The organism is Acidovorax sp. GBBC 1281 (assembly GCF_028473645.1).
GTDB lineage: Bacteria > Pseudomonadota > Gammaproteobacteria > Burkholderiales > Burkholderiaceae_C > Paracidovorax.
Window position 1 is genome coordinate 3463121 of sequence record NZ_CP097269.1, and the last position, 19913, is coordinate 3483033.

The following is a 19913-nucleotide window of genomic DNA, read 5'->3' on the forward strand; positions in this document are numbered from 1 at the left end:
GCAATGACGACTGCATTGGCGGCGCCAGTCTAGGCACGGCTCGCGCTACCCCTGTGCGGGTTTTCCCGCGCGTTTGTCACGCGGGCGACGGGTGGCGGCAGCAGCGGTCGGTCTGCCATAGGGGCCCGTCAGCCGCTGCGTGATGCGGCGGGCGTTGAATGCCGGGACGGTGTGGCTTGGCGCTCCGGTCATTCATCTCGCAGGATGCGCTCGCCCTCCTGCTCCACATCCTCGAACTGGCCCCGGGACACCGCCCAGCCCAGGCCCATCAAAACCAGCAGCACCAGCACGACGGACAGGGGTATGAGCAGGTAGAGGATGTCCATCACACACCTTCCGGCAGCGGCACGTCGCAGTGGGCGGCTGGTGCCGCAGCGGGAGCGTGCGGGGAGCCGGTACCGGCTGCCAGCCGCGCCGCATTCGCAACCACCAGCAGCGAACTGAGCGCCATGCCCAGCCCGGCGAGCCACGCCGGCATCCAGCCCACGACGGCCAGCGGCACGCACAGCGCATTGTAGAGCGCGGCCCACCACAGGTTCTGCCGCACCACGCGCAGGGTGCGGCGGGCCAGCAGCAGCGTCTGCACCACCTGCTCCAGGTCGCCGCCCATCACCACGAAATCCGCGCGCGACTGCGCCAGCGGCACGGCGCGGCCGAAGGCGAACGACACATGGGCGCCTGCCAGCACCGGCCCGTCGTTGAGCCCGTCGCCCACCATGGCCACGCGGTGGCCGCGCGCCTGTTCGGCCTGCAGCAGCGCGAGCTTGTCCTGCGGCGTACAGTCGCCCCGCGCGCGATCGATGCCCACCTGGGCGGCGATGCGCCGCACCGCGCCGGGCCGGTCGCCGGAGAGCAACTGCACGGCCACGCCCGCATCGCGCAGGCGGCGCACCGCGCGGGGCGCTTCGGGGCGCAGGTCTTCGCTCCAGTCGAACCGGGCCAGCTCCACGCGCGTGCCGTCGCTGCGCTGCTCGGACAGCACCACCTGCTGACCCGTGGCGCCACCTTCGCCCCCGTCACCTGCCGGGCCGCCAGCGCCCGCATGGCGCACGGAGCCCAGGCGCACGGTGCGCTCGCCCAGGGCCAACCGGCCGCGCGCATCGGCGGCGCCATCCGCGCCCTCATCCGCCTCCCGCAAACGCGCCACCAGGCCCTGCCCGGCCAGTTCGTGCACTTCCAGCACGTGCCAGCGCGAGGCGGCGGCCAGCCCCTCGCGCGATGCCGCCGCCACCAGCGCCCGCGACACCGGGTGTACCGAATGGCGGGCCACGGCCGCGGCCAGTGCGAGGGCGTCGGCCCGTTCCAGGCCTGGTGCCGGGTGCACGCCGCGCACGGCCATGCCGTCCCGCGTGAGGGTGCCGGTCTTGTCGAACACCACGGTGTCCACCCCCGCCAGGGCCTCCAGCGCCTGCAGGTGGCGCACCAGCACGCCCTGGCGCGCCAGCGTGCCCGCCGCGGTCAGCATGGCCACGGGCGTGGCGAGCGACAGCGCGCACGGGCAGGTGACGATGAGCACCGCCACCGCCACCATGAGCGCATGGCCGGGGTCGGTGGGCCACCACCACGCGGCGGCCAGCGCGGCGGCCGCCAGCACGGCGATGAGGAACGGCCGCGCGATGCGGTCCGCCAACTGCGCCAGTCGCGGCTTTTGCAGCGAGGCGCTTTCCATCAGCGCCACGATCTGGGCGAAGCGCGTGTCGGCCCCCACCCGCTCCACCTTCACTTGCACGGCCGACTGCAGGTTGTAGCTGCCGGCGGTCACGGCGCTGCCCTCGGGCCGCGTCACGGGCGTGGACTCGCCCGTGAGCAGGGCCTCGTCCGCGAGCGTGTCGCCCCGCGTGATGCGCCCATCGGCCGGAAAGGCCTCGCCCGGCAGCACGCGCACGGTGTCGCCCACGGCCAGGCGGCGCACGGCCACGCGCACGAACGCGCCATCGGCCCCCAGGCGCTCCACGCTGTCGGGCAGGCGGTTCATCACCGCCTCCAGCGCGCCGGCCGTGCGGTCGCGCAGGCGCAGCTCCAGCCAGCGGCCGGTGAGCAAAAAGAACACGAACATGGTCAGCGAGTCGTAGAACACCTCGCGCCCGAAGATTCCCGCGGGATCGAAGGTGCCCGCCGTGCTCACCCCGAAGGTGATGGCCATGCCCAGCGCCACGGGCAGGTCCATGCTCACCCGGCGCAGGCGCACGTCGCGCAGCGCGTTCGCAAAGAACGGCCCGCAGGCGAAGATGACCACCGGCAGCGTGATGACCCACGAGGCCCAGCGCAGCAGTTGCTCCATCTCGGCCGTGAGGTCGCCCGGCTGCGCCACGTAGGCGGGCCACGCGTACATCATCACCTGCATCATGCAAAAGCCGGCCACCAGCCAGCGCCACAGCGCGCGGCGGTGCTCGCTTTGGCGTTGCGCCCGAGCGAAGGCGTCCATGGCCGGCAGGGCCCGGTAGCCCGCGCGCCGCACGGCGGCGATCCATTGCGAGGGGCGCACCTGCGCCGCATTCCACACGACGAGCGCGCGCCGGGTGGCCGCGCTCACATCGGCCTGCGCCACGCCCGGCACGGCGCGAAGAACGTCTTCGATGGTCAGGGCGCAGGCGGCGCAGTGCATGCCTTCCAGCACCACGTGCGATTCCCAGGTCTGCGCGGTGGCATCGGCATCGGTGCCGGCGCTGGCACCCGCAGGCAGGCAGGCGCGGCCGAACGAGGGCCACTCCTGCGGGTCGTCCAGCAACGAGGCGCGCTCGGCGCACGGAGCGCACGGGGCCTGCGTTGGCGCAGCTAGGCCGGAGCGATCATTGGGCGGCTCGAAGCGGTGGGAAAGCATGACCCGAGGCTATGCGCCCTGCCCCGTCCGCACATTGACCTGGATCAAGCCCGCCCATGCCGTGGCTTCAGCAGCTGGCGCCTTCAACCCCTGTTGCAAGACGCAGCGCGTGCTGACGCACTCGCACATCCCGTGCCGGTGCTGCGCTGGCCGGGGCAGGCCGTGCGGCCCAACGATTTCGCGTCCAATCGCCCTCCAGCGCAATCAGTACTATGGCATTACGCTATCAAAAAAGGAGCATCCAACCGCGCGCCCCTTTTACCCGCCTCAGTGGTTGCCCAGGTACAGCTGCGCCATGCGCTCGTCGGCCAACAGCCCGTCAGCCGGGCCCTGCAGCACGCAGCGCCCCTGGTCGAGGATGTAGCCCTGTTGGCTGATCTGCAGCGCCTGGCGCGCGCGCTGCTCCACCATCAGCACCGCCACGCCGGCGGCGGGCAGCGTGCGCACCATGTCGAACACCTTGCCGACCAGCGAGGGCGCCAGCGCCGCCGTGGGCTCGTCCAGCACCATGATGCGCGGCGAGGGCATCAGCGCGCGGGCGAAGGCCAGCTGCTGGCGCTCGCCGCCCGAGAGGTTGCTGGCCGGCTGCGGCAGTCGCTCGACCAGGGCGGGAAAGTCGGCCAGCACCGCGTCCATGCGGCGCTTGACGTGCGGCACGCCGCGCACCACCAGCAGGTTCTCGCGCACGGTGAGCGAGGGAAACACATTGGCCACCTGGGGCACGTAGGCCAGGCCGGCGTCGAACCGGTCTTCGGCCGACAGCCGCGTGATGTCGCGCCCGCCCAGGTGGATGCTGCCCGTCACGCGCGGCAGCAGGCCCAGCAGCGCCTTCACCAGCGTGGACTTGCCCGCGCCGTTGGTGCCGGCGATGGTGACGATCTCGCCCGGCGCGACGGCCAGGTCGATGCCGTGGATGATGTCCACGTCCGAATAGCCGCCGCGCAGCTGCCCGATCTGCAGCAGGTTGCTGCCGCTGCTGCCGTTGTGCAAAGCGCTGGTCATACCACCCCTCCCATGTATGCCTCTTGCACGCGCGGGTCGTCCAGCACGGTGTGCGGATCGCCCTCGGCGAGGATGCGGCCACGGTCCATCACGATCATGCGGTGGGACAGCGCCTTGAGCGCCTGCAGGTGGTGCTCGATCACGATGAAGGCGATGCCCTGGCCGTGCAGCTCGCGCACGCGGTCGCAGATTTCCTCGATCAGCACCGGGTTCACGCCCGCGAAGGGCTCGTCCAGCAGGATGCAGCGCGGGTCCAGCATGAGCACGCGGCCCAGCTCCACCAGCTTCTTCTGCCCGCCCGACAGGCCGCCCGCCCGCGCATCGCGCACCCGCGCCAGGTTCAGGAACTGGAGGATGCCGTCGGCCTTGGCCGCCAGCTGCGCTTCGTGCTCGCGCAGGCTGCGCGTCTGGAAGAACGCGTTCACCAGGCGCTCGCCCTGCGGGTTGGCCGCGGCGGCCAGCAGGTTCTCGTGCACCGTGAGGCTCTTGAACTCGCGCGGGATCTGGAAGGTGCGCACCAGGCCCATGCGCGCGCGGCGGTACGGCGGCACGCGGGTGATGTCCTGGCCGGTGAAGGTGATGCGCCCGGCATCGGCGGGCTGCTGGCCGGCGATGGCGGCGAACAGGGTGCTCTTGCCCGCGCCGTTGGTGCCGGCAATGCCCAGGATCTCCTGCTCGGCCAGCTGCAGCGACACGCCGTCCACCGCCTTGAAGCCGCCGAACTGCCGCGTCACGGCCTCCACTTTCAGCATCGGTGCTGCTGTCGTTGCCATCATTGCGACTTCCCTCCGAACAGGCCGTTGGGCCGGTACAGCGTGACCAGGATCAGCGCCAGCCCCACGGCCGCGAGCCGCAGGCTGGCCATGCCCACTTCGGACACGCCCGGCACCCAGTCCTTGGCGAAGCGCGAGCCCTCCAGGAACACCATGAGCAGCAGCGAGCCGAAGACCGCGCCGCGCACCGAACCGGCGCCGCCCATCACCAGGCCCATCCACACGTAGAACGTGATGAGCGGAATGAACTGCTCGGGCGTGATGAAGGTGATGAAGTGCGCGTAGAACGCACCCGCCACGCCGGCCAGCGCCGCGCCCAGCATGAACACCTGCACCTTGAACCAGGCCGGGTCCTTGCCCAGCGCCGACAGCGCGGCCTCGTCGTCGCCGATGGCTTTCAGCAGCCGCCCGAAGGGGCTGCGCGTGAGCCGCACCGTGCCCCAGGACACCAGCGCGACCAGCGCGAGCAAGGTGGCGAACGTGGCCAGATCCGACACCGGCCCCCAGGCCGCGAACAGCTTGGGCAGGCCCGGCAGGCCCTGCACGCCCTTGGTGAGCCAGCTTTCCTGCTGGATGGAGATGCGCACGGCCTCCGAGAAGCCGAGCGTGACGATGGCCAGGTAGTCGTCGCGTAGCCGCAGCGACAACAGGCCGATGGGCAGCGCCAGCAGGCCCGAAAGCACGCCCGCAGCCACGAAGCACAGCGCCAGCGGCACGCCCTGCAGCGACAGCAGGCCCGAGGTATAGGCGCCGACGGCGAAGAACGCCACCACGCCGAAGTTCACCAGCCGCGTGAGGCCGAACTGCAGGTTCAGGCCCAGCGCGAGCAGGCAGTAGATGAGGGCGATGACGCCGATGGCGCAAAGGTAGGCAATCATGGATTCGGCTCCTTCGGCATCAGCGCACCAGCTGCACGCGGCCCATGATGCCGGCCGGGCGCAGCAACAGCACCAGCGCCAGCACCACGAACGACAGCACCAGCTTGTAGGAAGGCCCCAGCAGCGGCACGGCCAGCTCCTGCGCCACGCACAGCAGCAGGGCGCCCAGCACCGCGCCCACCGGGCTGCCGATGCCACCCAGCACCATGGCGGCGAAGGCGGGAATCAAGCTCTCCCAGCCCATCTCGGGGCTGACGATGGCCTTCATGCCCAGCAGCACGCCGCCGATGGCCGAGAGCGCGCCCACCAGCACCCACAGGCTGAGCATGAGCCCGCCCGCGCGGATGCCGCTGGCGCGCGCCAGGTCGGCGCTGTCGGCCACGGCGCGCAACTGGCGCCCGAAGCTCGTCTTGTAGATCAGCACGAACACCACCAGCAGGCACAGCACGGCGATGCCCGCGATGGCCACGTCGGTCGGCAGCAGGCGCACGCCGCCAAAGTTCCAGGCCCGCACCAGCGGCAGGTCGAACGTGCGCTGGTCGTGCCCGGCGAAGAACGAGATCAGGCTGCGCAGCAGAAAGCCCAGGCCGATGGCCGCCAACATGGACGACACCATGGGCCGCCCGGCCAGCTTGCGAAAGATCAGCGTGTACGAGCCCGCGGAGACCACGGCGGTCGCGGCCATGCTCGCCAGCGCCGCGGCCCACAGCGGCCAGCCGCCCAGCATCTGCACCGCCACGGCGGCATAGGCGCCGGTGGTCAGGAAGTCGCCCGTGGCCGCGTTGGGAAAGCGGTTGACGCCCATCACCAGGGTCATGGCCAGTGCGGGCAGCGCCACCACCAGGCCTTCGATCAATCCATTGATCAACAGGTTTGCGAAAGCTATCCAGGTCATTGCGTCATCTCGTTCTTACCCTGCCTTGTCAAGAAAAGCCCGGGCGCCCCCGCTCGGGGGCCGCCCGGGCTGCGCCCGCTCACACCGTGATGGACACCACGTCGCGGCGCACCAGCTGGCCCTTTTCGATGATGAACACGCCGAAGTCGGGCGTGGCGTCGCCGAACTTATCGAAGTCCAGCTTGCTGGACGCGCCCTCGTAGTTCACCTTGGCCTTCTTGCCCAGCTGCGTTTTGCCTTCGGCGAACGAGTACACGGCCGTGCCGGGGGCGTTGGACACCTCGCGCAGCTTGGCGTTGACCTGCTCCACCGTGGCCTTGGGGCCGGCCGCTTCCATGGCCAGGGCCAGCGAGATCACCATGTCGTAGGCCATGGCGGCGTAGATGTTGGTGGAGGCCGCCTTGCCCGTGGCCTTGGTGAAGGCCGCATCGAACTGCGCGTACGAGGTGCTCTTTTCGTTGGAGACCGTCTCCACCGAGATGATGCCCTCGCACACTTCGGCGCCCAGGGCCTTCACCAGGTCGGGATTGGCCGCCCAGCCGGGGATGACCCATTGGTTGTCGGCGCCGGACTGGAACCATTCGCGCAGGATGATGGTGGTGTCGGGCAGGTACGAGCCCATCACGATCACATCGGGCTTGGCCGCGAGGATCTTCTGCAGCTCGCTGCGGTAGCTGGGGCGGCTGGGCTCGTAGGTGACGTGCGCCGCCACCTTGCCGCCGCGCTTTTCCCAGACCTTGGTGAAGCCTTCCACATTGCCCAGGCCCGAGGCGTTGTTGAACGCCATGGTGGCCGGGCGCTTGAAGCCGCGCTTGGCGCAGATCTCGGCGAACGCCGCGCCGAAGCGGTCGTTGGTGGCCTGAAAGCGCCACACCAGGTCCTTGGTGTCGAGCGTGGAGATGGTGGGCGCACCCGACACGTTCATCTGGATGATGCCGGCCGCATCGGTCAGCGGCATCACCGCCAGCGTCACGCCCGAAGCCCAGGTGCCCAGCACGGCCTGCACCTTGTTCACTTCGATCAGCTTCTTGGCGGCCAGCACGGCCGCGTCGGGCTTGGTCTGGTCGTCTTCGGTGAAGAGTTCCAGCTTGCGCCCGCCTGCGCCACCCGCGGCGTTGACCTCGTCCACCGCCAGGCGGATGGCCTGCTGCATGCCCGGGCCGTAGGGGCTGCCGGCGCCGGTGATGGGCGTGAGCGATCCGATGCGGAAGACCTCGCCCTGCTGGCTGAAGCCGATGGAGGGAAGGCACTGCAGGGCGGCTGCGGCGCCGCCGAGCTTGACGAAATTTCTACGTTGCATGGTGTTCTCCGGTCAGGTCAGGGGTTGGTGTCAGAGGTTGTTTTTCACGAAGGCGCCGTCCTTGACGATGGCGCGGATGCGCTCGCCCTGGTTCAGCAGGCAGGCGATGTCGGTGAGCGGGTTGCCGTCCACCAGCAGCAGGTCGGCGATGGCGCCGGGCGTCACTTCGCCCAGCTGGCCCTGCTGCCCCAGGATCTCGGCGCCGACCAGCGTGGCCTGCTGCAGCACCGGGCCGTTGCCCAGCACGTCGGCGCGCAGGCGCAGCTCGTCGGCCTGCAGGTAGTGCGTCTCGGCCAGCAGGTCGCTGCCCAGGCCCATCTTCACGCCGGCCTTGGCGAGGATCTCGATGGCCTGCTTGCCCTGGCCTCGCACCGAGTCGATCTTGGCGATGGACACCGCCGGCAGGCCGTAGCGCTCGCCCTCGTTGGCCAGGCCCTCGTAGGTGATGAGCGTGGGCACCATGAAGGCGCCCAGTTCGGCCATCAGCTCGGCCGTGGGGGCATCCACCAGGTTGCCGTGCTCGATGGTGCGCACGCCGCAGCGCACGGCGCGGGCGATGGCGCGGGGCGTGTAGGCATGGGCCATCACATAGGTGTTGGCGTTGGAGGCTTCTTCCACGATGGCGCGCAGTTCGGCCTCGGAATAGCCCAGGTTGTTGATCGGGTCGTTGGGCGAGGCCACGCCGCCCGAGGCCATGACCTTGATCTGCGTGGCGCCCTTCAGGATCTCTTCGCGCACCGCCAGGCGGCAGGCGTCCACGCCATCGACCACGCGGCCGATGTTGCCCAGCTTGTAGGCGCACGAGCACACGTCCAGGTCGTCGTTGCGCTGGCGGAAGTCCGCATGCCCGCCCGTCTGCGACAGTGCCTTGCCCGAGGGAAAGATGCGCGGGCCCAGCACCAGCCCCGTGCGCACCGCTTCGGCCAGCGACCAGTCGCCGCCGCCCGCATCGCGCACCGAGGTGAAGCCGCGCTCCAGCATGCCCTTCATGATGGGCAGCGAGCGCAGCATGGTGAACACGTTGGGCATCCTGGCCACCACGCCCAGGTTGAACGACGAGGCCACCACGTGCACGTGGCAGTCGATCATGCCGGGCATGAGCGTCATGCCGCGCGCATCGACCACCGTGGCGCCTTCGGGCGCCTGCAGGCCCTCGCCCACCGCGGCGATGCGCCCGTCCTGCACCAGCACCGATAGACCCGTGCGCAGCGCCAGGGCATGCACGTCCAGCACCTGGCTGTTTTCAATCAACAAAGCGGTCATGGAATCAAAAAATCCAAAATAGGGGCTTCGAAATTACTCATGGGCTGGCGGCGATGGGGGCCAAGGCCCCGTACCTTCCCGAAGGCGGTGCACGCTGACACCTTCATTCGGGAAAAACCGTCACAACGCCGTCACAGGTTGCATTTATCGGGCCAATGGCGTCTTGTCGCAACGCCTAAAATCTCACCTGCCCATGACTACAGCTCATACCACTGCATGCGCCGCCTCTGCCCCACCCTCTCCGAACTGAACGCTTTCCACTCTGCGGCAAAGCACCAGGCCTTCACCATGGCGGCCAAGGAGCTGTGCGTGACGCAAAGCGCCATCAGCCGCCACATCGCCTCGCTGGAGGACTACCTGGGCCAGAAGCTCTTCATCCGCCGCTCGTCGGGGCTGGAGCTGACCGATGCGGGCGCCACCTACCTCAACGCCACGCGCCCGGCCATCGCCGCGCTGGAGTCGGCGACGGCCCAGCTCATGTCCTATGGCGGCGACGGCGGGGCACTGAACCTCTCGGTACCGCCCACGTTCGCGGCGCAGTGGCTGTTTCCGCGCCTGGGGCACTTCAAGCGCACGCTGCCGCAGGTGTCGCTGAACTTCGTGCGCTACCAGCACGCGCACGACTTCGCGGTGCCGCACGAGTTCGACGCCGCCATCCAGTACGGCTACGGCAACTGGCCCAGCGCCAACGCCCGCTACCTGATCGGGCAGGAGACCAGCATCGTCTGCAGTCCCCAACTGCGCGACACGCTGCCGCTGCGCACCCAGGCCGACCTGCAGCACGCCACGCTGCTGCAGCACATCGAGGTGCCGCTGGCCTGGCACGACTGGATGGCGGCAAACGGCTGCGACACCGGCGGCAGCCGCTTCGGGCCGGGCTTCAACCTGTACTCGCTCATCATCCGGGCCGCCGTGTCGGGCTTCGGCGTGGGCATCGTGCCCACCTGCCTGGTGGAGGACGAACTGCAGGCCGGCACGCTGGTCGAGCCGCTGGGCCAGCGCTTCCAGAGCCCGCTGGGCTACTACCTGTGCGCGCCCACGGCCCGCACCAACCTGTCGGTGTACCGGCTGGTGAGCGGCTGGCTGGAGCACTGCTGCAGCCACGCGGCGGGCACCGATCCGGGCGAAGGCACCTCGCCTGCGGCCGGCTGCATCTTTTGCGCCAGCGGGTCAGCGGCGGCGGCCTGACTCAGGGGCATCGCCCTGCCCTGCGCCGCGGTGCTGGCAGTGACCCGCACCGCGCCGGTCAGGCCGCCCGGGCGCCGGGCCCGGCGAGGGACAGCACCGTGTTGCGCCCGGCCTGCTTGGCGGCATACAGCGCGGCGTCGGCGCTGGCCAGCAGGTCCTGGGCGTTGTCCGGCGCGCCGTCCGTCCAGTCGCAGCAGGCCAGGCCGCCGCTGACCGTCACGCACTCGAAGGGGCTTTGCGGGTGTGCGATCTGCAGCGCGCGCACCGCCGCGCGGGCCGCCGAGGCCACGAGGGACGCGCCGGACGCGTCGGTCTCGGGCAGCACGATCACGAACTCCTCGCCACCGTAGCGCGCCACCATGTCCTCCGGCCGGCGCACCGACGCATCCAGTGCCTTGGCGACCTGGCGCAGGCATTCGTCGCCGCTGAGATGGCCGAAGAAGTCGTTGTACTTCTTGAAGAAATCCACATCGAACAGGACGATCGACACCGGCATGCGGCTGCGCCGGCAGCGGGCCATGGCGTTGGCGATGTGCTGGTCGTAGGCGCGGCGGTTGTATAGCCCCGTCAGGCCGTCGTGCTCGGCCAGGTGCTCCAGCTTGTCGTTGGCCAGCACCAGCGCATCGCGCGCCGCCGTCAGGTCGCGCTCGACGTCGCGACGGTGCCGGATCGCCTGGATCACGCCGCCCCCCGCCAGCCCGATCACGACCACCAGCAGCAGGATGCCCAGGGCCTGCACCGAGGCCGAGCGGCGCCACTGGGCCAGCACCTCGTCTTCCGCGAGGGCCACGGTGACCAGCAGGCCATTGTTGCGGGTGTGCTCGAAGCCCACCAGCCGGCGCACCCCGTCGATGGGCGATGGCGCGGTGGCGACGCCGGCGCGGCTTTGCGTCAGCATCTGGAACAGCGGCGTGCCGCTCAGGCGGCGGCCCAGATCCTCGGCGAAGAAGGGCCGCCGGGCCAGGACGGTGCCGTCGCCCAGCAGGAGCGCGATGGCGCCCTTGTCCCCGATCTGCAGGCCGTTGAGCAGGCCGAGCACATAGTCCACGCGGATGGTGGCGAGCGCCACCCCTGCGAACTGCCCTTCGGCGTCGTCGATGCGCCGCGACACCGGAATGATCCACACGCCCGAAGACCGGCTGACGATGGGCTTGCCGATGGCGACGCGCGTACTCGGGCTGTCGCGGTGGTGGATGAAATAGGCGCGGTCCGCATTGTTGGCCTGGGGGTTCTGCACCGGCTGCGAATTGACGAGCCAGCGGCCATCCGGCCCAAAGACGAACATGCCGTGCAGGTGCTCCGACTGCGCCACGTGGGTGACCAGCAGGGGCTGCAGGCGCTCCAGGGCGTCGGGGGCCATCTCCGAGCGCTCCAGTTCGTACACCACGCTGCCGACCACGCGGCCGACCTCGGCGAACATGGCATCGGTCTGCTGGGCGACGGCATGCGTCAGGTTGCGCGCCGCATCGGCCGCCTGCTGCCACTCGGCATCGCGCGCCCGCCAGGCCAGCCACACGTTGGAGGCCACCAGCAGCAGCGCGACCAGCACGACGAACAGGACCGCCGACGCGACCGACCGGTCCTTGTCCGGCAGGTTCGGGGGGGCCGGGGTCGCCGGGGACCGGGGCAAGGCGGCAGGCATGCAGCAGGACTCCAGAGGGCAAGGGCAAGGGTCAGGTTAGCACCTGCCACCCCATCGGTGAAGCGGCTTTTCCCCCGCGTTCCACGGCCCGCGCCTGCCCGGGCCTGCCGTCGCCGGCCACCGGGTCAGGCGAACAGCCCCTTGTGCTGCTCGCGCAGCAGGTTCTTTTGCACCTTGCCCATGGCGTTGCGGGGCAGTTCGGGGGCGATGAAGCAGCGCTTGGGGATCTTGAAGTTGGCCAGCTGCGATTTGAGCCGCCCCACGATGGCGTCGCCGTCGAGCTGCGCGCCGGGCTTGGGCGTGATGACGGCCACGCCGACCTCGCCGAAGTCCGGGTGCGGCACGCCGATGAGCGCGCTCTCGGCCACGCCGGGCATCTCGTTGATATAGCCCTCGATCTCGGCCGGATAGACGTTGTAGCCCCCGCTGATGATGAGGTCCTTGCTGCGGCCCACGATGCTCACGTAGCCGCGCTCGTCCACGCGGCCCACGTCGCCGGTCTTGAACCAGCGGTGCCCGTCGGCATCGGTGCTGAACTCTTCCTGCGTCTTCTCGGGCATGCGCCAGTAGCCCTTGAACACGTTGGGCCCGCGCACCTGGATATTGCCGATCTCGCCCACGGGCAGCGGCGCGCCCGCATCGTCCACCACGCGCAGGCCCACGCCCGGCAGCGCAAAGCCCACGGTGCCGCCGCGGCGCTCGTCCTGGCCGCCGTGGCGCGGGTCGGCCATGTAGGGGTTGGAGGTGAGCATGATGGTCTCGCTCATGCCGTAGCGCTCCAGGATGGTGTGGCCGGTGCGCTCCTGCCACTCGCGGAAAGTCTCGATCAGCAGCGGCGCCGAGCCCGCGATGAACAGGCGCATGTTCCGCACCGCCTCGCGGGTGAGGCCCGGCTCGGCCAGCAGGCGCACGTACAGCGTGGGCACGCCCATGAAGACGGTGGCGCGCGGCATGGCGGCGACCACCGCGCGCGGGTCGAACCGCGCCAGCCAGATCATCTTGCTGCCGTTGAGCAGCGCCGCGTGGATCGCCACGAACAGGCCGTGCACATGGAAGATGGGCAGCGCATGGATGAGCACGTCGTCCGGCCGGAAACCCCAGTATTCCTTGAGCACCTGCGCGTTGGACAGCAGGTTGCCGTGCGTGAGCATCGCCCCTTTGCTGCGGCCGGTGGTGCCGCTGGTGTACAGGATGGCGGCCAGGTCGTCGGCCGCCCGCGGCACGGGCAGGTGCGTGTCGCCGTGGTGCGCGGCACGCTCCAGCAGGGTGCCGGTGCGGTCGTCGCCCAGCGTGAACACGTGCTGCGTGCCGGCCGTGAAGGCGATCTTGGACACCCAGCCGAAGTTGGCGGGCGAGCACACCACCACCGCGGGCTCCGCATTGCCGACAAAGTACTCGATCTCGCCGCTCTGGTAGGCCGTGTTCAGCGGAAGGAAGGCATGCCCGGCGCGCAGCGTGGCCAGGTACAGCAGCAGGGCCTCGACCGACTTCTCGACCTGCACCGCGATGCGGCTGCCGTCCGGCAGGTCCAGCGACGCCAGCAGGTTGGCGATGCGCGCGCTGGCGCGGTCCAGGTCGCTCCAGGTGTAGTGCAGGGGCGTGCCGTCGGCCGCCGTGGTTTCGACGGCGACGGTATCCAGGTCGTCCGGAAAGGCCGCGCGCAGGGCGGTGTACAGGTTGTGTTGGCTCATACAAAAAAAGAGGAAAACGGTCGGGTGTCAGAAGACGGGAGGACGTTTGGCCAGGAACGCCATGATGCCTTCGCGGTGCTCGGGGCTGTCCGCGTAGGCATAGGGATCGGGGTCGGCGAAGGGGCCCGGCCCCTGCCCCGGTGCGGTGGCCGCCGGGCCGATTGCTACATTATCAATAGCACCACGCCCTAGTGGAATATGCGCCGCAGGCCCTTTCAAGGCACGAAGCGTCTGCTTGTTCATGCGCGCCGCGGCGGGGGCGAGCGCGGCGATGCGCCGGGCGCTGGCCAGGGCTTCGGCGGCCAGTGCCTCGTCGGCCACCACGCGGTTCAGGAAGCCCCGCGCCGCCATGGCCTCGGCGCCGAAGGTGGCGGCCTCCAGCAGCATCTGCCGGGCGATCAGGTCGCCCACCGCGCCGGCCACCAATTGCGCCTCGCGCGGGGCCATCGGAAAGCCCAGCCGCGCGATCGGCGCGCCGAAGCGGGCCCCTGCGCCGGCGATGCGCACGTCGCAGCAGCTGGCGATCTCCACGCCCGCGCCCATGCAGGCGCCGCGGATGCCGGCCACGATGGGCACGTCGCACGCCAGCATGGCCGCCAGGCCGCCCCACACGTCGGTTTCGTGGAAGTCGCGCAGCGCCTCGCGGTCGAAGCGGAACGCCGGGTACTCGGAGATGTCGCCGCCTGCGCAGAAGGCATCGCCCTCGCCTTCGATGAGCACGCAGCGCGCGCCGTCATCGGCCTGCAGCTGCTCGAACACGGCGCGCAGCTGCCGCCACATGGCGCGGGACATGGCGTTGAGCCGCCCCGGGTGGCGCAGCACCACGCGCACCACCCCGGGAGCGCCATCCGCCCCGTCGACCCGCTCCACCCCGATGTCACCCGCCATGTCCGCCCTCTCCACCATGTCCGCCATGTCCGCCGTTTGCACTGGCCGCATCGGCCGCCTTGCCGCCCCGCCCGGGGCCCCCGGTCAATCGAGCTTGGCGCCCGAATCCTTGACCACCTTCGCCCAGCGGCGAACCTCCGAGTGGACCATGGCGGCGAACTGCGTCTGCGACAGGCCGCCGTAGTCGGCGCCGTTCTTGGCCCACACGGCCTTCAGGTCCTCGGCCGTGCCCAGGCGCTGCGTCTCCTCGACGATGCGCGCCTGCAGGTCGGCCGGCGTGCCCTTGGGCGCCCACAGGCCGTACCAGGTGGTCACGGTGTAGTCGGGCAGGCCCACCTCGGCCGCGCAGGGAACGTCGGGGAAGGCCGGGTTGCGCCGGGCGCCGGCCACCATCAGCGCCTTGATCCGCCCGCCCTTGATGTGCGCGGCGGACGAGCCCAGCCCGTCGAACATCATGTCCACGTTGCCGCCGATCAGGTCCTGCAGCGCCGGGCCCGCGCCGCGGTAGGGAATGTGCGTGATGAAGGTGTTGGTCTGCAGCTTGAACAGCTCGCCCGCCAGGTGGTGCGAGGTGCCCGCGCCGGCCGAGGCGTAGTTGAGCTTGGCCGGGTTGCGCCGCAGAAAGTCCAGGAACTGCGGCATGGTGGTGGCCTGCACCGTGCGCGGGTTGACCACCAGCACCTGCGGCACGTTGGCCAGCAGCGCCAGCGGGATGAAGTCCTTCTCGATGTCGTAGTCGAGCTTGGGGTACATCGAGGGCGCGATCACGTGGTGCGTGCCGCCCATGAACAGCGTGTAGCCGTCGGGCTGCGCCTTGGCCGCGAAGCTGGCCCCGACGGTGCCGCCCGCGCCGCCACGGTTGTCGATGATCAGCATCTTGCCGGTGGACTTGGCGAACTGCGCCGCGAACGGCCGCGCGAAGGCGTCCGTGCCGCCGCCGGCCGGAAAAGGCACGACGAGGTTGACCGGCTTGGCCGGCCAGGGGTCGGCCGCCAACACCCGGCCGGTGGCCAGCGCCAGGCCGGCCGCGGCCGCGCCACGCAGCACGCCGCGGCGCTGCAAAGGGGAATGGTTCATGGTGTCTGTCTCCTGTCGTTGTGGGTCTTTGTCATGCATGCAAGGAAGGCGCGCTTATGGCGCCGGTGCCATCTGACCCGCGGGGCGAAAGGCTCGGGCGCTTTCATGGCGCGCACCGGCCTTTTTTCTTTCCGCCCCGCTCACACCGCCTCAGTCCCGGCACAGGCTCTCGATGTCTCCCGACATCGGCACGCGGCCCTGCGCCAGCAGGCCGCGGTGTTTGTCGATCCGCTTGAGATCGTAGAGATAGTTGACCATCAGGCCGAACGATTGCTTGAGGCCCTTGGACGACGGGTCGCCCGCCCAGTTCAGGCGCTCCACGCGCGCGCCGTTGCCCAGGTGAAAGCGCGCCACCGGGTCCACCGGCTTGCCCTCGTGCAGCTCGCGCCCCAGGTAGCGCGCGGCGCACTGCAGCAGCAGCTGGCGCACGGGCGACTTCGGGGGCAGCTCCAGCGCCTTGTCGGCCGCGGCCAGCACGTGGGCGGCCTGGGGCGGCTTGAACCCCACGGCCTTGCCCAGCTCGGCACGGCGCTTGTCATCGAGCGCATCGAGCGTGGCGGCGCAGTGCTTGGACAGCCACGAACGGAACCCCGGGATCGGCGACAGCGTGGCGAAGGTACGCAGGCGCGGAAACTCCGCGTTCAGCGTCTCCACCACGTGCTTGATGAGCGAATCGCCGAAGCTCACCCCGCGCAGCCCCGTCTGCGTGTTGCTGATCGAATAGAAGATCGCCGTGGTCGCCTTCGACAGGTCGGACGGCGCCGCGCCCTCGTCCAGCAGCGGCGTGATGCTGCTGGACAGGTCGGCCACCAGCGCCACCTCCACGAAGATCAGCGGCTCGTTGGGCAGGCGGGGGTGGAAGAAGCCGTAGCAGCGCCGGTCGCTGTCCAGCCGGTTCTTCAGGTCCGCCCAGCTGCGGATGTCGTGCACCGCCTCGTACTTGATGAGCTTTTCGATCAGCGAGGCGGGCGAATCCCACGACAGGCGCTTGAGTTCCAGGAACGCCACGTCGAACCAGGTGGAAAACAGCTGTTCCAGCTCGGCATCGAGCGCGAGCAGCCGCTTGTCGCCCTTGAGCTGCGGCAGCAGCTCGGCCCGCAGGTCCAGCAGAAAGCGCATGCCGTTCGGAAACACCGCAAAGCGCTGCAGCAGCCGCGTGCGCGGCGACACCAGCGCGCGGCGCAGGTGGATCTCGGCATGGGCCTCCTCGGCCGTGCCGGCCGCCGCCTCGTAGCGCTGGCGCGCCGACTTGAAGCGCGTGGCGTCGGGCGCGAACTGCTCGCACAGCAGCAGCCACATGTCGCGGCGCTCCTCGGGCTCGGCCGCGTGGTACCAGGCGGCGACGGCCTCGGCGCGGCGCCCGCCCTCGACCTCGCTCACCTGCGGCGCGCCCACCTCCTGCAGGTCGGCCAGCAGGCGCCGCAGCGCGCGCGGCGACAGCGCCTCCTGGCCGCGGCGCAGCGTGGCCTGCAGGCGTTCGTGCGTGGAGCGCGGCACCGGCGCCTTGGCCGGGCCGCTGCCCGCGCCGTCGGCCGATCCGGTGGTCTTGTCAGCGGGGCGCAGGCGGGAGACGCTGCGCGTGATCCATTCCGCAGTGGCATTCATGGCGTGATCCTCGAAGGGGGGTTCCGGGCGATGTCGCGCAGCGCGGCGCGCTGGCGCACGAGGTGGGTGCGCATGGCCTCCTCGGCCACCTCGGGGGCGCGCAGCTTGATGGCATCGAACAGCTCCAGGTGCTCGGCCAGGCTCTGCTGCAGCCGCCCCGGGGCGCGCAATTGCTGCAGGCGGGCCAGCCGCAGGATCTTGCGCAGGTCGCCGATCAACTGGGCCAGCCAGCGGTTGTCGGCCAGCGTGATGAGGGCCTCGTGGATGGCGTGGTTGGCCGCGTAGTACTCGCCGATGCGGCCGGCCGCGGCGTGCTCGCGCAGGCGCTCGTGCAGCACCTCCAGCGCGGCGAGGTCGGCCTCGCTGGCGCGCAGGGTGGCCTCGTGCGCGGCGCGGCCCTCCAGCAGGGCGATCACGGGGAAGATCTCGTCCAGGTCGCGCTCGGTCACCTCGGCCACGAAGCAGCCCCGGCGCGGCTCGTGGCGCAGCAAGCCCTCGGCCACCAGCACCTTGAGCGCCTCACGCAGCGGGGTGCGCGAGATGGCCAGCCGGTCGCACAGCGCGATCTCGTCCACGAACCCACCCGGGGGCAGTTGCCCGGCAAAGATCAGCTCGCGGATGCGCTCGGCCGCCTCGGAATGCAAGGACAGGGGGAGCGCGCGCGCGGTGGCGGGAAGGGAGGACATGGAAAGCGGCGCAGGGCAGCGGTCAGTGGCTCGATCGACCTCGCAAGCGGTGGCAACGAAACGCAACCTGCCGGCATCGCGCGGCAATGTGCGTAATTTCACATAATTATGGCGATTGAGCCGCCACTTTCCCATCAGGGATTCCCTGGGCCGCGAAAACCCCATGTGGTGGCGCCTGCGCGGCCGACCTGCTCCGCAGACAGTGGCCGGATCTGTGCGATGGTTGTCATTGCAGCCACCGCCGCGCCGCGCGACACTGCGGCGCATGACCCCACCCCGCCCCCGCCGCATCGCCTACCTGCTGTACCCCGGCTTCATGAGCCTGGACGTGGTCGGCCCGCTGCAGGTCTTCGCCTCCGCCAATGTCGAGATGGAGCGCCAGGGCCGCGCGCCGGCCTACGCCCTGCAGCTGGTGGCCGAGGCCGCCGGCCCGGTGGCGTGCTCCGCCGGCTTCGCCGTGGTGGCCGATGCGGCGCGGTGCGATGTGGCGCTCCCCGGACTGGACACCCTGCTCGTGCCCGGCGGCATGGGCGTGGAGGCGCAACTGGACGACCCCGCTCTGCAAGACTGGCTGCGGCAGGCCGAGCGCGCCGCACGGCGCGTGGGATCGGTCTTGCTGGCCCGCGCCGGCCTGCTGGACGGGCAGCCCGCCACCACCCACTGGGACAGCGTGGACGGCCTGCGCCTTCGGCGAGTGGGGGACTGCACCGCGCTGGATATTTGAGTCGAAGGGAAAGGCTACGGCGTACCACTCCGGGTGGTCGATCCAGCCTGCTCGTTCACCCACTCCAGGCTCTTACCTTTGACACACCAGGCTGGATCGCGTACCCAGTCTGTAAACCACATGGTGGGGTTGTCCTTCAAGTCCGAGCAAATCGAGTAGCCCTGGCTGGGCATGTAAAAGCGCAGTGCTACGGAAGTCACTGGGATAAGCAATAAGGCAACTCCGCTCGACAGCACGACCACCGTGAAAAATCGCTCGATCGGCTGGATGGACTTGTCGCTGCATGGAACTGCGCGCATAACACCCAGGATGGTTGCCACAGCGCAGATGAGCCCCATGAACGGTGCCAACAGGGCGGCCGGAGCGATCCGCACCCCTGGTGCCAGGGCCGCGACACCGACAATGGTCGGGATGATTTCGTAGCGGATCAACAGGCATGCGCCTGCCACCAATCCAAGGTACAGAGGAATTGCCCACAGCAAGGTGGCGCGCACTTTTTTAACGTCGAACATCGGTGGACTGGGCATTGCTCAATATCGAACGCATGAAATTCGACATAGCCAGTCCCTCATGCCTTGGTCGATAGCACGGCCCATCTGCGTCTTTTTCTGATTGATCGCATCGCTGATATCGCTTTGCCATGACTGGGACTTGGTATCGATGTAATAGATGCCCTGAGTGGTTTTTTCTGGAAGCATTTTGAGGGCGGCAATCACTTTGTCTTTGACGCCGTAGTGCCGATCAATCGCGTTCAAGCCGATGCCTACGCCTACAGCAAACACAGCCATGACAATCAGTGGAAGCACCGCAACCGTCGTAGCGGAACCCGCAACCCCCGCAGCCATTGAATAGGCAATCAGGCCGCCAAGCCCGCCTTTGACCGCCTCCACCCCAATCCCCCCCACCAAGTCGTACATCGTCTTTTCGTCATTGAACATGAAGTCCATCAACTCGATGCCCGTGGATACCACCACACCCAGCATGAAACCACCCTTGGCAATGCCCTGCAGACTCTTGATGCCCAGCCCAAGCTGCAGCATCTTCGGATTGGTCGCTAGGTACCGCGTGCCTTGCAGCGCACTGCTGCGTCTGGCTGAATAGCCCTTGATGATGATGTACGTGCCCGTCGCCGTGGTCTTGATGTAGGTGCCGATCCCGGCCATGCCGATGGCGTTCAGCGTCTTGGCGATAGCCAGGGCATCGTTGGCGCCCTGGGCCACCGGCCCGACCCACGGTTCGCCGGCATTGGGACTGAACTCCTTTTGCCAGTACTGACCGAAGGTGGATTGGGACAGCATCTTGCGCAGGCTGAATTCCAGCGCCGCATTGTTCTTGGCCTTGTCCTGCAGGATGCTCATGTACTGGCCCTGTGTCAGCACCAGGACGTCCACCTGGTTCTTGTCCATGGACTGGGCCAAGGTCTGTCCGTAGCCGACGTTGAAGAACGTGGCTGCCAATTCTGCGCTCATGCAATCCTCCC

At 69.5% G+C, this 19913-nt stretch carries 18 protein-coding genes; 2 read left to right on the plus strand and 16 right to left on the minus strand.

Translation table 11 applies throughout. The annotated features are described in order from the left end of the window. Positions 1–188: 188 nt before the first annotated feature. The 8 genes from ccoS to M5C96_RS16220 all read right to left on the minus strand — a co-directional run bounded on the left by ccoS (position 189) and on the right by M5C96_RS16220 (position 8932). On the minus strand, positions 189–326 hold the full coding sequence (gene ccoS / locus M5C96_RS16185) for a cbb3-type cytochrome oxidase assembly protein CcoS (protein ID WP_272564155.1): 138 nt from the start codon (positions 324–326) through the stop codon (positions 189–191). Continuing rightward, positions 326–2821, minus strand: a complete 2496-nt coding sequence (locus M5C96_RS16190; protein ID WP_272564156.1) for a heavy metal translocating P-type ATPase — start codon at positions 2819–2821, stop codon at positions 326–328. The genes ccoS and M5C96_RS16190 overlap by 1 nt, the downstream gene beginning before the upstream one ends. Positions 2822–3088: 267 nt before the next feature. Continuing rightward, positions 3089–3823: an ABC transporter ATP-binding protein gene (locus tag M5C96_RS16195; RefSeq protein WP_272564157.1), complete on the minus strand. Its 735-nt coding sequence runs from the start codon at positions 3821–3823 to the stop codon at positions 3089–3091. Beyond that, positions 3820–4599: an ABC transporter ATP-binding protein gene (locus M5C96_RS16200; RefSeq protein WP_272564158.1), complete on the minus strand. Its 780-nt coding sequence runs from the start codon at positions 4597–4599 to the stop codon at positions 3820–3822. The genes M5C96_RS16195 and M5C96_RS16200 overlap by 4 nt, the downstream gene beginning before the upstream one ends. Next, the gene (locus M5C96_RS16205) at positions 4596–5474 is read right to left on the minus strand and encodes a branched-chain amino acid ABC transporter permease (protein ID WP_272564159.1); all 879 of its coding nucleotides are present in this window, start codon (positions 5472–5474) and stop codon (positions 4596–4598) included. Before M5C96_RS16205 ends, M5C96_RS16200 begins: the two co-directional genes overlap by 4 nt. Positions 5475–5493: 19 nt before the next feature. Beyond that, the gene (locus tag M5C96_RS16210; RefSeq protein ID WP_272564160.1) at positions 5494–6369 is read right to left on the minus strand and encodes a branched-chain amino acid ABC transporter permease; all 876 of its coding nucleotides are present in this window, start codon (positions 6367–6369) and stop codon (positions 5494–5496) included. Between the two features lie 79 nt (positions 6370–6448). Next, entirely contained in the window at positions 6449–7669 is a 1221-nt protein-coding gene (locus M5C96_RS16215) for an ABC transporter substrate-binding protein (protein ID WP_272564161.1), read from the minus strand. Between the two features lie 30 nt (positions 7670–7699). After that, positions 7700–8932, minus strand: coding sequence for a metal-dependent hydrolase family protein (locus M5C96_RS16220; RefSeq protein ID WP_272564162.1), 1233 nt, complete (start codon positions 8930–8932; stop codon positions 7700–7702). 216 nt (positions 8933–9148) lie between these two features. Between M5C96_RS16220 and M5C96_RS16225 the strand changes: the two genes are divergently transcribed. Further along, entirely contained in the window at positions 9149–10120 is a 972-nt protein-coding gene (locus tag M5C96_RS16225; RefSeq protein ID WP_272564163.1) for a LysR substrate-binding domain-containing protein, read from the plus strand. 58 nt (positions 10121–10178) lie between these two features. Here M5C96_RS16225 and M5C96_RS16230 read toward each other — a convergent pair whose 3' ends face one another. From M5C96_RS16230 to M5C96_RS16255, 6 genes are all read right to left on the minus strand, one after another. Next, a complete protein-coding gene (locus tag M5C96_RS16230; RefSeq protein WP_272564164.1) occupies positions 10179–11750 on the minus strand; it encodes a sensor domain-containing diguanylate cyclase in 1572 nt (523 codons plus the stop codon). A gap of 137 nt (positions 11751–11887) precedes the next feature. Beyond that, positions 11888–13453, minus strand: a complete 1566-nt coding sequence (locus M5C96_RS16235; protein WP_272564165.1) for a malonate--CoA ligase — start codon at positions 13451–13453, stop codon at positions 11888–11890. Positions 13454–13480: 27 nt separating this feature from the next. Continuing rightward, entirely contained in the window at positions 13481–14341 is an 861-nt protein-coding gene (locus M5C96_RS16240; protein ID WP_272569756.1) for an enoyl-CoA hydratase/isomerase family protein, read from the minus strand. 84 nt (positions 14342–14425) lie between these two features. Then, positions 14426–15418, minus strand: a complete 993-nt coding sequence (locus M5C96_RS16245) for a Bug family tripartite tricarboxylate transporter substrate binding protein (protein ID WP_272564166.1) — start codon at positions 15416–15418, stop codon at positions 14426–14428. A gap of 150 nt (positions 15419–15568) precedes the next feature. Continuing rightward, on the minus strand, positions 15569–17023 hold the full coding sequence (locus M5C96_RS16250; protein WP_272564167.1) for a malonyl-CoA decarboxylase: 1455 nt from the start codon (positions 17021–17023) through the stop codon (positions 15569–15571). Next, positions 17020–17709, minus strand: coding sequence for a GntR family transcriptional regulator (locus M5C96_RS16255; RefSeq protein ID WP_272564168.1), 690 nt, complete (start codon positions 17707–17709; stop codon positions 17020–17022). Before M5C96_RS16255 ends, M5C96_RS16250 begins: the two co-directional genes overlap by 4 nt. Positions 17710–17974: 265 nt before the next feature. Between M5C96_RS16255 and M5C96_RS16260 the strand changes: the two genes are divergently transcribed. Further along, positions 17975–18433, plus strand: a complete 459-nt coding sequence (locus tag M5C96_RS16260; RefSeq protein WP_272564169.1) for a DJ-1/PfpI family protein — start codon at positions 17975–17977, stop codon at positions 18431–18433. 14 nt (positions 18434–18447) lie between these two features. Here M5C96_RS16260 and M5C96_RS16265 read toward each other — a convergent pair whose 3' ends face one another. Together M5C96_RS16265 and M5C96_RS16270 are read right to left on the minus strand one after the other, a co-directional pair. Next, positions 18448–18945 (minus strand): hypothetical protein, encoded by a 498-nt coding sequence (locus tag M5C96_RS16265; protein WP_272564170.1) that lies wholly within the window; start codon positions 18943–18945, stop codon positions 18448–18450. Between the two features lie 18 nt (positions 18946–18963). Next, complete coding sequence (locus tag M5C96_RS16270; protein WP_272564172.1) at positions 18964–19902, minus strand: hypothetical protein; 939 nt, start codon at positions 19900–19902, stop codon at positions 18964–18966. Positions 19903–19913: the final 11 nt, after the last annotated feature.

Coding starts and splice junctions, on each gene's coding strand:
- M5C96_RS16195 (WP_272564157.1), bottom strand. CDS start 3,823: ATGACCAGCGCTTTGCACAACGGCAGCAGCGGCAGCAACCTGCTGCAG.
- M5C96_RS16235 (WP_272564165.1), bottom strand. CDS start 13,453: ATGAGCCAACACAACCTGTACACCGCCCTGCGCGCGGCCTTTCCGGAC.
- M5C96_RS16245 (WP_272564166.1), bottom strand. CDS start 15,418: ATGAACCATTCCCCTTTGCAGCGCCGCGGCGTGCTGCGTGGCGCGGCC.
- ccoS (WP_272564155.1), bottom strand. CDS start 326: ATGGACATCCTCTACCTGCTCATACCCCTGTCCGTCGTGCTGGTGCTG.
- M5C96_RS16205 (WP_272564159.1), bottom strand. CDS start 5,474: ATGATTGCCTACCTTTGCGCCATCGGCGTCATCGCCCTCATCTACTGC.
- M5C96_RS16225 (WP_272564163.1), top strand. CDS start 9,149: ATGCGCCGCCTCTGCCCCACCCTCTCCGAACTGAACGCTTTCCACTCT.
- M5C96_RS16260 (WP_272564169.1), top strand. CDS start 17,975: ATGACCCCACCCCGCCCCCGCCGCATCGCCTACCTGCTGTACCCCGGC.
- M5C96_RS16250 (WP_272564167.1), bottom strand. CDS start 17,023: ATGAATGCCACTGCGGAATGGATCACGCGCAGCGTCTCCCGCCTGCGC.
- M5C96_RS16210 (WP_272564160.1), bottom strand. CDS start 6,369: ATGACCTGGATAGCTTTCGCAAACCTGTTGATCAATGGATTGATCGAA.
- M5C96_RS16265 (WP_272564170.1), bottom strand. CDS start 18,945: ATGTTCGACGTTAAAAAAGTGCGCGCCACCTTGCTGTGGGCAATTCCT.
- M5C96_RS16190 (WP_272564156.1), bottom strand. CDS start 2,821: ATGCTTTCCCACCGCTTCGAGCCGCCCAATGATCGCTCCGGCCTAGCT.
- M5C96_RS16270 (WP_272564172.1), bottom strand. CDS start 19,902: ATGAGCGCAGAATTGGCAGCCACGTTCTTCAACGTCGGCTACGGACAG.
- M5C96_RS16240 (WP_272569756.1), bottom strand. CDS start 14,341: ATGGCGGGTGACATCGGGGTGGAGCGGGTCGACGGGGCGGATGGCGCT.
- M5C96_RS16220 (WP_272564162.1), bottom strand. CDS start 8,932: ATGACCGCTTTGTTGATTGAAAACAGCCAGGTGCTGGACGTGCATGCC.
- M5C96_RS16215 (WP_272564161.1), bottom strand. CDS start 7,669: ATGCAACGTAGAAATTTCGTCAAGCTCGGCGGCGCCGCAGCCGCCCTG.
- M5C96_RS16200 (WP_272564158.1), bottom strand. CDS start 4,599: ATGATGGCAACGACAGCAGCACCGATGCTGAAAGTGGAGGCCGTGACG.
- M5C96_RS16255 (WP_272564168.1), bottom strand. CDS start 17,709: ATGTCCTCCCTTCCCGCCACCGCGCGCGCGCTCCCCCTGTCCTTGCAT.